The organism is Natrinema gari JCM 14663 (assembly GCF_000337175.1).
Lineage (GTDB): Archaea > Halobacteriota > Halobacteria > Halobacteriales > Natrialbaceae > Natrinema > Natrinema gari.
The window spans coordinates 1-14,707 of record NZ_AOIJ01000084.1 but is presented as its reverse complement, the minus strand read 5'-3'; the positions used below and the strand labels follow the sequence as shown (position 1 = coordinate 14,707).

Here is a 14,707-nt window from a genome sequence, read left to right as displayed (position 1 = left end):
TAGCTCTCAATCACTCGTTCCTGTTGTACTACTGACTATCTCGCCGAATTTCGAAGACTTCCAAGAGTGTAGCCACTCAGACACCGCGCTATCACGGGTGGAGAACCTCACTACCCGATTCCAGTCTCCTTCTTCAGCAGCGTCAGCGTATTGTCACTCGTCACAATCGGCGAATGCTCGTATCCACCAGTTAGTTCGACCTGCACGAGCAAGTCGACGGCTCGCCAGATCGAGTACAGGAGGCACGCGAACGCGAAGTAGAAAAACCGGAGTCCGAAATCCTTCGAGGTCGTGGCGGCCATGAATCGCTTAATCGACCTGTACCCACTCTCGATCTCCCACCGATACCCGTACTCAGTGAGGAAGCCACTACCGCGATTGGACATGAACACCGAGTACTGGCGGTGGTCGTCGTGGTCTGAGTCCTCTTTCCGCCGATAGATCAGCGTCGTCTCGTGCCACTCGTTCTTCCCAAGATGGAGTTTCCGATCAGTCTCGTATCGGTCTTGACCCCGCTGGAGCAACCGTTTGGCCTGCGCTTTCTCGCTCGTCTGCATCCGTTTCGGGACGACATACGACAGTCCACGCTGGCTAAGCATCTCTAGAATATGCTGACTGTCGAACTCCCGATCCATCAGCACATTATCGACGTGAACGAGATCCTCGGCAGAGTCGAGTAAATCCTCGACAATCTCCTTGCGAGTCTCACCCTTCCGAACTGGTCTCGCATCCAGTACGATTGGGACAGCGTTCCCGACCAGTTGGACTGTTGCCCACTGGTAGGCGTACTCATCGGTCTTCTCCTTTGTCCCGATAATTTCATTTTCATGCCCGGTTCTGTCGCCTGTGAACGGGTCCCCTTCAGTAATATCGATAGCGACGACACCAGCTCGAAAGAACTCCTCCGTCTCCGCTGCTTCCCCCAACAGTCGAGTCACAGCCTGCCGATACATCTCCCGAATTTGCTCGATAGAGAGGTCACGAATGTGATCGCGATGGGCATGGCCCAACGGAGTACGATCTCGAGTCGATTCATACACGAAACTGCGAGCCCCTTCATTGGCAGCTAGCCGCTCACGAAGTCCGAGATGCGTTTGCAAGTCCCAGTAAGCGTTCTCGTGGATCTCACAGCCATTGTCGCGATTCAGTGAGAATGCCGGGAAAACGACGTGACTGATGTGGTCCGTAATTGATGCCGCTTCGTCGAGGAGAGCTTGATCGTCTGGGTCTGACTCTTCTTGTTCATCACCGGAAAATGGAAGCTGACGTTCTGGCTCGCGTGGGACAGCAACGCCTGCGTCTTGGGCTTTGATCAGAATTATCCGGGCGGCTGCCTCAATTGTCTCGCGAAGCTCTTGAGTGAATCGTTCATGCCAGCTGCGCCACAGCGTCGACTGGTCTGGGACTGTCTCTATGCTTAGTCGCTCACAAAGTTCTGGACTGTGAGTGAGGTACGTAACGAGTGCTGTCTCATGAGTCCAGCCGTGAAGTTCTTTGAGTAGGAACAGTCGAAACAGTTGGGCCATCTCGTACCGGGTTGCTCCCGAATACCGGTCATGTGGCCGGAACTGGACATACGCTACTGGGTAGTGAGACACGAACTCATCAACGGAGTGGTGAGCCTGATGGTCGAACCATGTGGAGGCAACGGTCCGAATATCTTCTTTCAGAGCGGCGAGCGAACTCCGGTCGTACAGTGGTGTCGAATCATATGCTGGCCATTCAGCGAATGATTTTTGCGCGATTCGCCGAAAGACAATGCGTTGAGAATTACAACTCGCAACCACTGCAAAATGCTGGTCACGACACGCGCAAAAATTCGTCTAACTGGTAATAGAGAAAACACATTCAGATCTCAATATCGCTAAGCAGTGTGAATGGAGAGTGGTCAGTACAGACCGGCAACGGAGCACTCTAGGCTCGGTAGCCAGCCCGAACAGTTCAAATATGTCGTAAATTTCAGCTGTCGGTTTTTATATTAATTCTTTCCTTAACTATAGGTAGCTTATCATTGAGTTCCTGATGTATGTCCTCGTCTCCGATATATGGTTCAGAGTTTTGGATGAAATAGTCCATTTTCTTGATTAGGTTCTTTTGTAGTACCTCCGAGCCACCCAAATCGTAGTAATCACTGTTATCGAGGATATCTTCAGCTTTGACAATCACCGCACTTCGTCCCAGTTCAAAACATCTTTCATAGATATCGAGGTGTTGTTGGAGATATTCGTCGATATTCTCGTCGAAACTAGTGGCTTCCACGATATTTGCAACATCCTCTCCGAACTCCGAACGAATCTCATCAGAACCCACGTCTGTATCCTCTAGCAGGTCATGGAGAAAACCAGAGATAACGATGGACTTGTCGTAATCTCTGTTATAAAGATTCATTCCCACTCTTGTACTGTGGAGTATCACTGGTTTCGGATTATCGCCCGAAGATTCGAACGAATGCACTAGATATTGGATAGCACGCTCAATTTCTTCATCCTCTCCTAAATTTCTCATCTGTGCGAATAGAGTACAGATAGGTAATAAACTTCTTTTTGACACAACCTGCCCGAAGTATCTGTTCTGACTGCCCCAATGACCCCTAACTCACTCCTTGTCCACGTGAAATTTGCATCCAGATTGAACAGTTAATTCACCCAAGATCCACTAGATTTCATATTGTGTGCATTGAGACTGGCAGTCTCAACTACTGTCGACCCTCGCTCTGCACGAGGTCACTCGTCGCCGAGTTCTGACAGGCGAGCTTGGATTTCCTCAGCATCCGCCTCAGAGAGGGCCTCAATACCGAACTGGACGAGTAGCGGGTAGAAGTGGCGGTTCTTCTTGAACTCGTCCTGCCCCGCCTTGCGGAGCTTCAGCTGGGACTCGAGGTAGGTATCCTCCATCTCGTCGAGGACATCGTCAGGAATGTAGATCGTTCGCCCGTTCCACTCGTCTTTGATGTTTGTCTTCGTTTTGCTCGTTTCGTTCGTTTCACTCGTTGAAGTCGATTCGGTCGTTTCGGTCGATGAACTGGTTTCCACTGGTTCACTCACCTCACTCGTTTCGCTGGAATCGACCTCATCGTCCTCCTCTTCGTAGTTGCCCTCGATGCCGGAAGCATCACCCCAACCGTCGCTCATGCTTCCACCTCCTCAGGTGCGGTCTTCTCAAACGTCTCGTCGAACAGGTCGGCGATCTCGTTGAATAGGTCGCGTGCGTCCTCGACGCGCTGGTTCTCCCTGTCTCTTATACACATCTCTGATGGCNCAGGCTCAGAGATGTGTATAAGAGACAGGGACACTCCCTCGCCAATCGACTGGGAAAGGTCGGTCCGCTTCGGGATCTCGAAGACTGGGAGGGAGTACGCCGACTTGATCTCCTCGATAGTGTCACGGTGTTCGGCGTTCTGCTCGACACGGTTACAGACGATGGCAAGCCGATTGATGTCTCCGTACGCCTGTTCAAGGGAGCTCAGCTGTTTCGCGAAAATCTGGAGGCTGTTGGCGTTGAGCTTCTCGGGAATGACGGGGATGACGACGTTGCCGGTCGCGACCAGGGCGTTGTCGGTGAGGACGTTCAGGGATGGCGGCGTGTCGACAATGATGTAGTCGTAGTCCTTGTCGAGCTCGTCGAGAGTCATCTCCAACCGCTCGCGACTCTTCGGCGCCTCAAGCAACGTCTGGATGTTCTTGTTGTTCGCCAACTTCTCGCTGGCGGGAAGGATGTCGAATTCCTGGTGCTCGACGATGATGTCGTTCACCGACTCCATCTGGTCGAAGTCGAGGACGTCGAACAGCGTTGTACGGTCGGTATCGTAGTACAGATCGTTGTAGCCAAGTGAGCAGGTGAGCCCTCCGTGATAGTCGATATCGACCAGGAGGACGTCGTGGCCTCGGGCGGCGAGTGCGCCGCCAGTATGAATGACGTCGGTTGTCTTCCCCGCGCCTCCCTTCTGATTCGCCACCGTGATTCGTGCGGTATTGGTGTCAGTCATTATCTCCGTTCCTTTCGTTGTGTTCGTTTTGTTCGTTATGGTTGTTTAGTTCGGTGCGTTCGGTGAGGGTGTTTCACGCGGTGAGAGGATTACTACGATGTTAAAACCAACTGTTCGTTCCACTCGTTGAGAGGAATGCGTTAGTTACATTCATTCTGTTCGTTTCATTCGTTTCATTCGTTACGGTCATTGAGCTCCCTCTGTTCCAGCATAGGTTCGGCTCGTTCCGGTATCTTCGTTCATTACGCGAAACATCCTCGTTGCGTTCGTTCCGTTCGTTCTATTCGTTTCTGGTGGCGGTCACCCAGAGTCCATATATATCTATCGAGAGGTGAGCATATTGGGAGAAAACGGGGGCTTAATCTACCAAATCCACCATTGACCGTAGTTCAGATTCAATCTCAGTCATCTGATCCGACACCCAATGGAATCCTTCCTCTATCCCCTCGTCAGTAAACCGGAGTGAAGCTCGTACGTCACGAGTCCGGTCATGTTGGAGGAGTGCGAGAGCGTACGCGAGCATCTGCGGTCGATAGTGTTCCGCGAGCTCATCCGGTGTCGTAGCCGAGAGGTCGTTGGTCTTGTAGTCGATAATGTGGAATGTATCCGGGGTGACGAGCAGCCGGTCGATATCACCGACAATCCGCGACTCATCGATTCGAGCGACAACAGAGTACTCGTCGTGAACCTCCTGAAGCTGGGCATCGGACTCGATGTGGTCCACAAATTCGACTGCATCAGCAGCATGGTTGACAGCTTCACGGAGGTCTGCTTCTGTCGGCTCCTCACCGGTCATCCGACTCAAACGGTGGATCAGGGTGGGCCACTCAGCTCTCGGCGGTCGGAGTTCGTTGATCCGGTGGACGACCGTCCCGAACGTCGTAGGGCTCAGACCCGCCGACTCCTCACGTTGAGAGTAACTATGACCGTCCGTAGACGCGTTTGCCACCGCATTCACGAGCGTCGTGGCCGCGATCCGTTTCGCCGGCGCTAGCGACGGCGGTGAGGGAATCGATATCTCCGGCGCTGGATCAACAACGTCGTCGTCGGTGTGCCATTCTACTGGGCGCGGGGGTCTGCGAACGGTATAGCTGGCCTCATCCATCTCGGCATGGGCCTGTCCGTCCCGAATCGCCTCGGCGAGGAGTGCTCCATCGAGGAGGGCTGGCTGTACCCAGTCGCGCCACCGGTCTGCATCGTCGAAGGCAGCAGGCTCGCCGAGTTCGATTGCACCGGACTCGTCGACGTCGATGTCGTGTGTGCCGCAGAGAAGGAGGTGATCCCGTGTCCGTGTACACGCAACGTAGAGGAGCCGCTTCGACTCCGCCCGCTCCTGTGGACGGGACTGTCGGTCAGCGTACTCGTGGACGGCGGTTTTCTCGATCGAGAACGCATCGCCCGGATCCGGTCCACCGACTGCCGGCACCGGCGGCGCGTCATCAGTACCATCCACGAGTCGAACATACCCGTGGTCGTCCACGGAGCGACCGAAGTTGAGGTCACTCCCGAGATCGGGGACAGTGACGATCGGGAACTCGAGTCCCTTCGCTGAATGGATCGTCATAAGCCGGACGCCCTCGGCGTCACCCGGAATATCTGCCTCCCCCTCACGGGGGTCGATCTCGGCTTGGCGGTCGATCCGGTGGAGCAACCCCGCAGCGGTATGAACCCCGTTCTCGCTCCAGGTGCGGACCTGATCACGGAACTTCTCGACGTTCGCAACGGCTTGTCGACCGCGTTCGTCAGCACTCACGCTCGCCAGATACCCGGTGTCGTCGATCACTCGGGACAGCAGGCGGTTCCACGGGAGGACGCCGTTTTCGGACGGGGTCGCACAGCCGCTGAGGGTGCGCCACGTTGTGAGAAGGTCGAACGCGTCCGACAGCTGTGGATCGTCCGTCTCGGCGAGTGCGTCCCACACTGAATCGGCCTCTGCGACCGCCGGCGCAAGGCGGTCATCCGCGAATCCGAACAGCGGCGATCGAAGCACTCCATAGAGGGAGACATCGTCCTGTGGATCACCGAGTACTCGAAGCAGGTTCGTGAGGGCTTGGACCTCAGGCGTATCGTAGAACCCGACGCCACCGACGACAGTATAGGGAATGTCGTACTCCTCGAGAGCGCGCTGATACCGGTCCAGATGGGTCCGCCGGCGGAGGAGGATTGCCGTATCGTCCGGCGTAGCGGCCCGATGAACACCCGTATCAGGGTCCTGGACTTCCGGCGGGTCGTCGAACAGGTGGGTCAGTCGAGCAGCGAGCGCTTGCGCCTCAGCCTCTATGGTGTGGTCGAGCGCGCCTGCGGCGACCGGGTGGTCGTCGCCGAAAAGCTCTGCCGCTGTGTCAGCGTCGTCGGGGACAGCCAGATACTCGACGCTCCCGGTCAGGCCCTCGATGTCTTCGACACGATCGCGCTGCGTGGTCAACTCCTGCGGTGGTGCTTCGTACGGTTCGTGGGTATCACCCTCCGGGTGGAACAGGTACTCAAAGAGCTCGTTCAGGAACGATAGCGGCTCGTCCAGCGTCCGGAAGTTCCCAGAGAGTTCGAGCGCGGTCGGACTCGCGGCCTCGCTGTCGGGGACGTCGTCGACACCACGGGCTTCGTTGACGGCTTGGAGTTCTCTGCGCGCATCCCCAAACGTCGTCACGTCGGCGCCACGGAATCCGTAGATACTCTGTTTCTCGTCGCCGACCAGGAAGACGTTCGACGCCGTCTGCTCGTCGACTCCCGTAAGAAGCTTGACCAACTCCCACTGGCGCGGGTCCGTGTCCTGGAACTCGTCGACCATCACGGCCGCAAACTGCTCTCGTAGCCGCTCTGTGACGGCATCGTTAGCTCGCAAGAACTGGAGCGTCGTCTCGATCACGTCAGGAAAGTCGAGCGTGTCGCGGCGGTCCTTCTCGGCAGTGTAGGCTGCGAGGACATCTTCGAAGACTCGCATCAGGGCGAGCGCGTAGTGAGCGCTATTCGCTTCCAGTTCCCCCGGCGTCGTCTCGACTGCATCCGCGTGTGGTTCGACGGCTGCGATGGCCGCATCGATGGCGTCCTTTAGATCGTCGTAGACGTCACCGTACTCACCCCAATCGTCCCGGTCACCGACAACGTACCCCGAACTGCTGTACAGGCCACCGTTCTTCTTCTCACAGGCCTCGTATAGCTCGAGGATTGCTCGCTGACAGTCGCGGGGGTCGCTTTCTTGGGGGTCGTCAGGGAGAGTCGTCGCGACCTCGGTGAAGGTCCGGTAGGCCCGTAGACCGTCCTCGTCAGCGATAGCGCCATCACGGTCGACGCGGCCCTCGACCGTGTGTAGCTGTTCTAGGAGTCCCTCCGCATACAGCGTCTGTCGAGCGTCGGCAACGTCGAGATCGCAGACTACCTCCCAGCAGATATCGACGTAGTCGTCGACGTCAGCGTCACGCCACGCCTCGAGGACGGACTCGCTCTGAGGGCGCTCATCGAGTAATCCAGCGAGTACATCGACCAACTGGTCGCGACCCCAGAGCTGGGCAAGGAGCGCAACATCGTCATCGTCCTGATTGCGTTCGAGGAACTCCGTCACGACTTCGCGCTGGAGTGTCGCGGCGCCGTCTTCGTCGAGCACGTCGAAGCCGAGTGGCACCGGAGCCTCAACGGCTCGTTCTCGCAAGAGCCGGGTACAGAACGCGTGAATGGTGTGGACGTAGCCGTCCTCCAGGTCGTCGAGGACGTTTCGCCAGCGGTTGTAGGCCTCTGGTGAGTCGACAGCCTCGAGCCGGTCGTACACCTCCTCCCGAACGCGCTCGGTCAGTTCGGCAGCGGCCTTTCGCGTGAAGGTAATCGTGACGATGTTCTCCGGGGTAAGCGACGGATTCTCGGCCAGTATCGTCACGTACCGCTCGGTGAGCGTTGTCGTCTTCCCCGTCCCAGCACCGGCAGTGATCGCGACGTTCCGGCCTTGGACGAGCGCGTCCTCCTGTTCCTCCGTGAGCTGAATCTCCTCGGAGTCCTCAGTCATCGCTCATCACCGCCTCGATGTCCTCGTCGTCGCGAACACGGAGCGGAACGTACGCAGCGTCGTCCTCGTGAACCTCGTCGACGAACTCCCGCTTGCGGTGATGCCGGACATCGCACGCCCGTCGGTAGTCACAGTATCGGCAGTTCGCACCACGGGCCGACAGAAGCGTCGTATGGAACCGTCCGTTGGCGATCGCCTCGTCTATCTGTCCCAGCCACTCCGGAACGACGTTGTTCAGGAAGCGACGAAGGTCGACCTCTGAATCGAACTTCGATTCGACACCGCGTGGAACCTTGAGGTCGTTGGGTGGTCGCACCTGGTAGTACGTCGCTGAGAGCGAGCCCTGCTCGAATAGGTCACCGTCGACTACCTCGGCGGCAGCGAGTAGATAGATGGGGAGCTGGAACTTCGTGCCGCCGGTTGTCTTCGTCATATACGGTGCTCGACCAGTCTTGTAGTCGTAGAGCGTGAGCGTCGGTTGCTCACCGTCCCGGCTCACGTCAACGCGGTCGATGTATCCCCGAATCGAGACAGTCGAGCCGTCCGGTCGCTCAACTGTGAACGGCCCAGCATCCGAGTCAGGAAGTCCCTCGCCGAACGGGGCCTCGAACAAGTGTGGGCGGTCAGCGCCGTCCCGCGAGAGTTCGTTGTCGAGGAAGGTAGCGAACAACCCCTGTTCCGGTGCGTCGTGAGGTTTGCTCCCGGCCTCATACGGAGCAGTCTCATCGTCGCCGAGGCCCGCGAACAACTCCGCCTTCCAGCGTTCGTAGAACAGGCCGTCGTACTCGAAGTCAGCATTTTGGAGTTCCTCGACAGCGATCTCGCGAAGGTGCGTCGCCAGGTCGTCCCGGTCGAACTCAGCGAGATTGACACCATCCTCAGTCTCATCCTGGAGATCCGCGAAGAACCGTTCGAGGACATCGTGGACGTACGACCCGGTTTCGAGGGGTGTGGGGACAACTTCGACATCGTCGGGGTCCTCGATTCCGAGTACCTCCTCGGCGTAGAACTTGAACCCACACTCGACGTATCGCTCGATTCGACTCGCGCTGTAGGGTTCCCGCTCCGACGGAGGGTATACCTCATCGACTGTCTCGGGTTCTAACACGCCATCGTGTTCGGAGAGGCCAGCCGTTCCCCTGTTGTCCGCACAGTGGAGTCCTCGATCAGTGCGCTTGGTCTGTTCGGGGGTGAGGTCACCTCGGTCGCCGGCGCGGCTGACTGCCCCACGCCGGTCGTCCGTTGAAGCGACGCGCCGCTGGAGATCTTCGCGGGAGCCCACGCGGTCGTCGACGCCGTCTTCGGGTTCGATGCCGGTGACGCGCTGGAGTTCGTCGAGGATCGGCGACCGGACGACGGCCGATTCGTCGTCGCCTGTCTCCGGTGTAGTTATCGTGAGCTCGTCGACGTTCGCGATGAGCGTCGCGAAGAGATAGCGGCCACGGAGGCGCTCGTCGCCGGTGTCGAACCGTGGGTGGGCGTCGGTCATCTCCTCGAAGAAAGCCGGGCGTTCCGGCGTCACCGGGAAGTGCTCACTGGTCAGGCCCACGAGGAACACCTTCTCGAACGACCGCATCCGGGCGTCGAGCAACCCCATCACTTCGACGTGGCCGCCAGCAGCGCGTTGCGGAACCCGGATCGGCACACCGTCGAATGCACGGGTGAAGAGTGCCAGCGGAGAGAGGTCACTATTGACCGCCGCCAGCGACTCGAACGAGGAGAGAACCTCGTCCACGAGGTCGTAGGCCCGCTGTTCGACGGCTTGCTCGGCGCCGTGGGCGTAGTCCTCCGTCGCCGCCTCCAGGTCGAAGCGGTCGTCCATCAGCCGTCGGAGCGTCTCGGTTGCGTCCTCGACGTCGCCCGTTCGGAGCGTCTCCAGCGTGGCCAGCAGATCCTCGACCAGTGACGCGACCTCGCCGTCGACGTCGTCGAGCAAGGGCGACACGGAAACGGTGTCGCGCCGACGAGCAGCTGCCGTGACGGCGTTGGCCTGGTTGGTGTCGACGATGTCGACCAGTGGATTCGCCAACAAGGATGTTAGATCCTCAGCACGCGGGTCAGGTTCGGCAAGGTTCAGCAGGTCATGTACAACGCTCCCAGTGAACGTCCGGTTCAGCTGTGAGGCGGCTGTCGTGACGTGGGGAATGTCGAACGTATCGAATGTGTCCTCGACGTACCCCGAATAGGCCTCCGTCCCTGGGACGACGACAGCCAGGTCGTCGGGATCGCGACCATTAGCCAACTCAGTCCGGAGCTCGCGAGCGACGAAGCGAATCTCGCGCTCGGGTGTCGGGAGTTCCCGCCACCGGAGGCCGTCTGGAACAGGGACGGTGTCAGGATCCGGACGGTAGAGTGACTCGGTGATCCTGCCGAAGGCCCGCCCGGACTCGTTGACGGGCTCGAGTTCCACTCTCTCAAAGTCGAGTGCTTCGTAGACCTCCAAGGCGTCCTCCGCAACGGTACCGACTCCGCTTCGCCCATCCTGGTGGAGCGGCAGCAGCGCGATCATCGGGAGTTCGTCGACGATGCGTTCGATGAGGCGGCGTTCGACAGGACGGAACTCATGATACCCCGATAGGACCACGACGTCCAGTTCCGGAGAGAGGGCCGAGAGTGACTTCTCCGTCGTCGCGACGGCGTCGAACATCTCTCCCCGGGTACAGACCCACTCGTCGACGTAGTCGCCGTGGAGGTCCCGGTAGTGGCGGTAGGCGTCGACAGTGGCTGTCGCAATACGGTCATCGAGATCGGAGCCCTCGAACTCCGCTGCGAGCGCGGCGGCGGTCCCGACGCCGGCGTCGTCGAAGAGTGAGAAGCGACTACTAAACGAATCCGCGAGAGCAGCCGAGGCGGGTTCGCCGGCGAGAGCGCCATCTGTTTCGGCTGTTGTTCTGTCGAGCGCGTACTCTGCGAGCCGGCGATTCAATTGTCCGGAGGGGGGTTGGACCGGGCCCTGGAGATTTTCGTACCACTCTCGAACGACCGCATCGAGCGTCTCAGCACGAAGACGGAGAGGCTCGTGCGAAGCGGCCCAGCTGTCCTCAACCGTACTCCGGCGAGCGTCGTTCCGCGTTATGTAGAGAATACTCCCCAGCGAGCCGGTGGCGATGTCGTCAGCCCGCTGAAATGCCCGTCGTTCCAATCGGGCGTGTTTCGGGCCGGTGAGAAGCGTTGAATCCATCGAACACTCCCTACCAAGATATCGGTCTCACTTCACTCTTGGCGAGACTGACAGCTTAGGAGTGCCCTACTGATAGGAGAATCTGCAGAGATCAACCGACTGTGATCCTTCTAAACAGTCGGTACGCGATCAAAATATCTCGTGTGTATCCTGGCCGACTTGGGAGTGAGTATGGAATTCGTCCAATATATAGAGGATAGACACGTCAAATAACGAGGTCAACTGTTGCTGATATCGGACGACATCTTTCTTATCTCCAGTCACAACCCGATGAAGCACCCCGCGTTCTGCAAGCCCTATTGCGTCAAGAAGCCACTGAGAGTCTACTGGAGGGATTCTGGACTCTCGAATTCCAATATGCTCATCAACGAGACCACGGGCACGGTCCTGTTCATCATAGGTTGAGGACACAACGTGGACAGCATCCATTAGTGCGGCTTTCCGCTCCTTTGCGTCGTGGAGAACACGATCTCGAAGATCTTCGACACACCGTTTTGCATTCCGTGGAGTGACTTCACGCGAGGAAAAGTAGTTCTGGAAGTGCCGAACAAAGTGTGGCTTGGCCTGACTTCGAACCTCAATATTTTCGAAGAAAATCTCTAATATCCTCTCAAACGAAAGTCCATCGTAGCGCTGTAAATCGATTTCACGATTGTACATCGGGATGTTGTCCTCCACATTCTCTTGAAAGTCTTCAAGAACGGTTCCAAACACGCCACCTGTATCGTCTGGATCAACCTGTAGTTGATCAGGGTCGGACACAACTCGAGGCGCTCCTTGCGGGCGGCTGCAATACTCGTAGATCACAAACTCACTGGTGAAGAGCGTATTCTGACCGTCTAGGATACGTTCTGCTTCTACGGCCCACCGGTCGTGAGAAAACGTGAGTCCAATGAGGACGTTAGTATCTACGAAGTATCTAGTCATTGGCCCGGATGAAGATCTTCGTGCGCAATTCCCCGGCGTTCAAGAATCGGAGTAACAAGTTCGTCAGCTGCGCTCCGTTCAGATTCGAGTTCGGTTGCTAAGCCAGAAAATTTCGCATCAAGGTCTTCTTCTTCGAATTCGTCAAGTTTCTGGGTCGCAGAACTCCGCGCCTCCTCAAACGAGGTTATACCGAGGTTCCCACGGACCTCTTCTGGAGACATTCCCTGGGCATGCCGTTGAGCAAGCTCAAGAGCAAAAATACGCCAGAACGTTACATTCACCGTCATCAATCTGGAGGGGTCAGGAGAATGTGAATGGAGTTCTCGAGTGACCGCGTTATACCACTTGATTAGTGGTCGATCGTACTCCGGAAATCGGTCGTTTGGAAATGATTCAAAAGTGTCGTGGACGGAGTTGAGTACCGATTCTCTGCTTGGGTCAACCTCAAAGAAATCGTGATACTCCGTATGTAACGTTCTTATTTTCTTATCTAACTCCCGAAAATCCCTCTGAACCTGATACGGCGCATCATCATACATTCTGTCTGTGAGCCATTCTAACCCATGGTCATAATATTCAGAGAGAGCCTCTGAGACAACAGAACGTAGGCGATTTTCAAGTCCGGGCTCGTTAATACTGGCTGAGGGGACAGTCGAAGGCGTGGCTGGAGAGACAGTACCAAAGAGATACCAATAATACGGAATCTCGATGTCTAAATCTTGCTCTGCAGATTTGACATCAATACGATAGAGGAGCTTGTGAAGCGACTTTTTCGGCAGCGCATCTGCGGCCCCGCGTTCATAATTGAGGAGGCGCAGAGTCGTTCCCAAGTCCTCGCGGTTCATTATCCCCAATGTATACCGCTCGGATTATAGAAGTACCGTCGAATCCCAGTAGACTATCCAACGATTGAGGGAAAAGTAATTCACACGAGACTTCCTTGTAACGAGATACAACGTGCCCATCTACAATCTATATAAAGAGCGGGAAGGGACGGCGCGACGCGGGGAGGACTATAAGGAAGTCGTCATTGAGTATATGGAAGGGCTGAATTACATGGTTGAGCGGGATTCAGCTTTCCACTCCACGCTTGACGATATTCAGTTTGTAAACAAAGCTACGGGCGATAAAGTGGTAGCCGAGGCGAAAGCGTATTCTACAGGCCTCAGCCCGAACGATTTTAGAGACGAACTCGCACGGTATTTCCTCGAATACATCAAACAGCCCCAACCCCACCGTTTTGATTTCTATATTTTTACGGAGACACTCTCTAATGACCAGCTCTGGAAAGCCCTATTCGATCGAGATGTCACCGATAACCAGAAACTGGTCGACTTCTACAAAAAACTCAAAGACAGCGTCAACGATGAGGTCGTAGATCGGCTAGATGATACGGATGTAGATGAGTTCCGAGATTTTGCTATCGATACCCATGTTTTCGTAGGTACATACGATGATCTCCGTCAACAAGCTCATCAACTTGAGAAAACAGAACGGTTCCAGTACGAACCATATCTTCACTCGTACGAACCAGTTTCAGAGGAAACAGAATATGCGACGAATCTGTTTCAGGTAACCCGCTACCCAGAGACACTGTACATTATAGAGACGACAGAGGAAGCCGAATCTGCTCGCGTCTATAATTACAACAACGAAGCGTTCCCCATCAAGCTTCACGAGCGGAAATTATATTCGCTCGTTCATCCGGACCATCTTCCGGGGTCTACTCGTCATTACATACACGAGGACCGTTTCGAAACACGAGAATTCGAGGAGTTCCTTCGAACGGGTGCGCAAGAGGAAGAGCGTGAAAACATCGTAAGGTCGCTTCTCAGAGGGATATTCACTCTCGTTGCGAGAGATAACGATTGTCTCATCGACCGTGAGAAAGGAACAACGGTATACCCAGAACTCGACCGCAAACAGCACGGTTCCGAGCGAAAACTAGGTCGATCTTGGGTTGCAAAGGAGCTAGACTCCTACCCCGATGTCATCCACCGCGGTGTCAAAGTACGAGTACGGCGCTATGCGGGAGAATACTACTACGTTCTGCTACCCACACAGGTTTTCACTTCAGATGGTCGTCGACCTGTGACAGGCGAGCGTAAATCACGGCTCCAAAACGACTTCTCGCCAAATCGTTTCCACGCCCAGAATAGTAAGTACGACCGCCAGCTGCGTGTCTGGGAAGAGTTGCTGATGTCGGATCAGACCCAGCTTGACCGGTTTATGGGTGAAAAGATACCCGTCGTAAAGGAACTCGAAGTAACCAGGGTTGACTCGCTGTCCCTCAATGTCCGCCCACCCAAAGACGGAGACGAACGTGACAAGCTCATCGAGTCAGCGTCTGATCTCGAAAACACAGGTGGAATTGAACAATGACGCCTGAAGAGTCCCCGTTCACGCTTCGTCACCTCGAGGAGCCAGAGATTCAGTTTGAAGGGGGTACTGAAACCTCTCCCAAGCGAGGCCTTATCAGGTATGGTCCACGGCTCTATGAGGAAGGACACCACACAATCAAACTCGGGATTCATTCGTCTTCAGTTAAGACTCACACCTCGGTTGTGTAGCGGTAGCGAGCGTCTCTTGTAAGATCGGTCGCTGCTTGTGGATCTTTTGA

9 protein-coding genes are annotated in these 14,707 nt (G+C 56.2%); 1 reads left to right on the top strand and 8 read right to left on the bottom strand.

Annotated features, from left to right (window positions below; translation table 11 throughout):
* Nucleotides 1–110: 110 nt before the first annotated feature.
* The 8 genes from C486_RS17815 to C486_RS20625 form a co-directional block, all read right to left on the bottom strand.
* Nucleotides 111–1,787, bottom strand: coding sequence for a transposase (locus C486_RS17815; RefSeq protein WP_049910688.1), 1,677 nt, complete (start codon nt 1,785–1,787; stop codon nt 111–113).
* 172 nt (nt 1,788–1,959) lie between these two features.
* The gene (locus C486_RS17810; protein ID WP_083866058.1) at nt 1,960–2,505 is read right to left on the bottom strand and encodes an HD domain-containing protein; all 546 of its coding nucleotides are present in this window, start codon (nt 2,503–2,505) and stop codon (nt 1,960–1,962) included.
* A gap of 218 nt (nt 2,506–2,723) precedes the next feature.
* Nucleotides 2,724–3,131 carry a hypothetical protein gene (locus tag C486_RS17805; protein ID WP_008458671.1) on the bottom strand — a complete coding sequence of 136 codons (408 nt, stop codon included), beginning with the start codon at nt 3,129–3,131 and terminating at the stop codon, nt 2,724–2,726.
* Nucleotides 3,128–3,985 (bottom strand): ParA family protein, encoded by an 858-nt coding sequence (locus tag C486_RS17800; RefSeq protein WP_008458670.1) that lies wholly within the window; start codon nt 3,983–3,985, stop codon nt 3,128–3,130. Before C486_RS17800 ends, C486_RS17805 begins: the two co-directional genes overlap by 4 nt.
* Nucleotides 3,986–4,343: 358 nt before the next feature.
* A complete protein-coding gene (locus C486_RS17795; protein ID WP_008458668.1) occupies nt 4,344–7,979 on the bottom strand; it encodes a UvrD-helicase domain-containing protein in 3,636 nt (1,211 codons plus the stop codon).
* On the bottom strand, nt 7,972–11,160 hold the full coding sequence (locus C486_RS17790) for a PD-(D/E)XK nuclease family protein (RefSeq protein ID WP_008458666.1): 3,189 nt from the start codon (nt 11,158–11,160) through the stop codon (nt 7,972–7,974). The genes C486_RS17795 and C486_RS17790 overlap by 8 nt, the downstream gene beginning before the upstream one ends.
* A 129-nt stretch (nt 11,161–11,289) precedes the next feature.
* A complete protein-coding gene (locus C486_RS17785) occupies nt 11,290–11,922 on the bottom strand; it encodes a hypothetical protein (RefSeq protein ID WP_241432543.1) in 633 nt (210 codons plus the stop codon).
* 161 nt (nt 11,923–12,083) lie between these two features.
* Nucleotides 12,084–12,932 (bottom strand): hypothetical protein, encoded by an 849-nt coding sequence (locus C486_RS20625; protein WP_083866057.1) that lies wholly within the window; start codon nt 12,930–12,932, stop codon nt 12,084–12,086.
* Nucleotides 12,933–13,044: 112 nt separating this feature from the next.
* On the opposite strand from C486_RS20625, the gene C486_RS17780 reads away from it, so the two are divergent.
* Nucleotides 13,045–14,469, top strand: a complete 1,425-nt coding sequence (locus C486_RS17780) for a hypothetical protein (RefSeq protein WP_049910687.1) — start codon at nt 13,045–13,047, stop codon at nt 14,467–14,469.
* Nucleotides 14,470–14,707 lie beyond the last annotated feature (238 nt).

Bases quoted from the DNA above. Each gene is read 5' to 3' on its own strand.
- C486_RS17810 (WP_083866058.1), bottom strand. From the start codon at position 2,505: ATGAGAAATTTAGGAGAGGATGAAGAAATTGAGCGTGCTATCCAATAT.
- C486_RS17805 (WP_008458671.1), bottom strand. From the start codon at position 3,131: ATGAGCGACGGTTGGGGTGATGCTTCCGGCATCGAGGGCAACTACGAA.
- C486_RS17795 (WP_008458668.1), bottom strand. From the start codon at position 7,979: ATGACTGAGGACTCCGAGGAGATTCAGCTCACGGAGGAACAGGAGGAC.
- C486_RS17790 (WP_008458666.1), bottom strand. From the start codon at position 11,160: ATGGATTCAACGCTTCTCACCGGCCCGAAACACGCCCGATTGGAACGA.
- C486_RS20625 (WP_083866057.1), bottom strand. From the start codon at position 12,932: ATGAACCGCGAGGACTTGGGAACGACTCTGCGCCTCCTCAATTATGAA.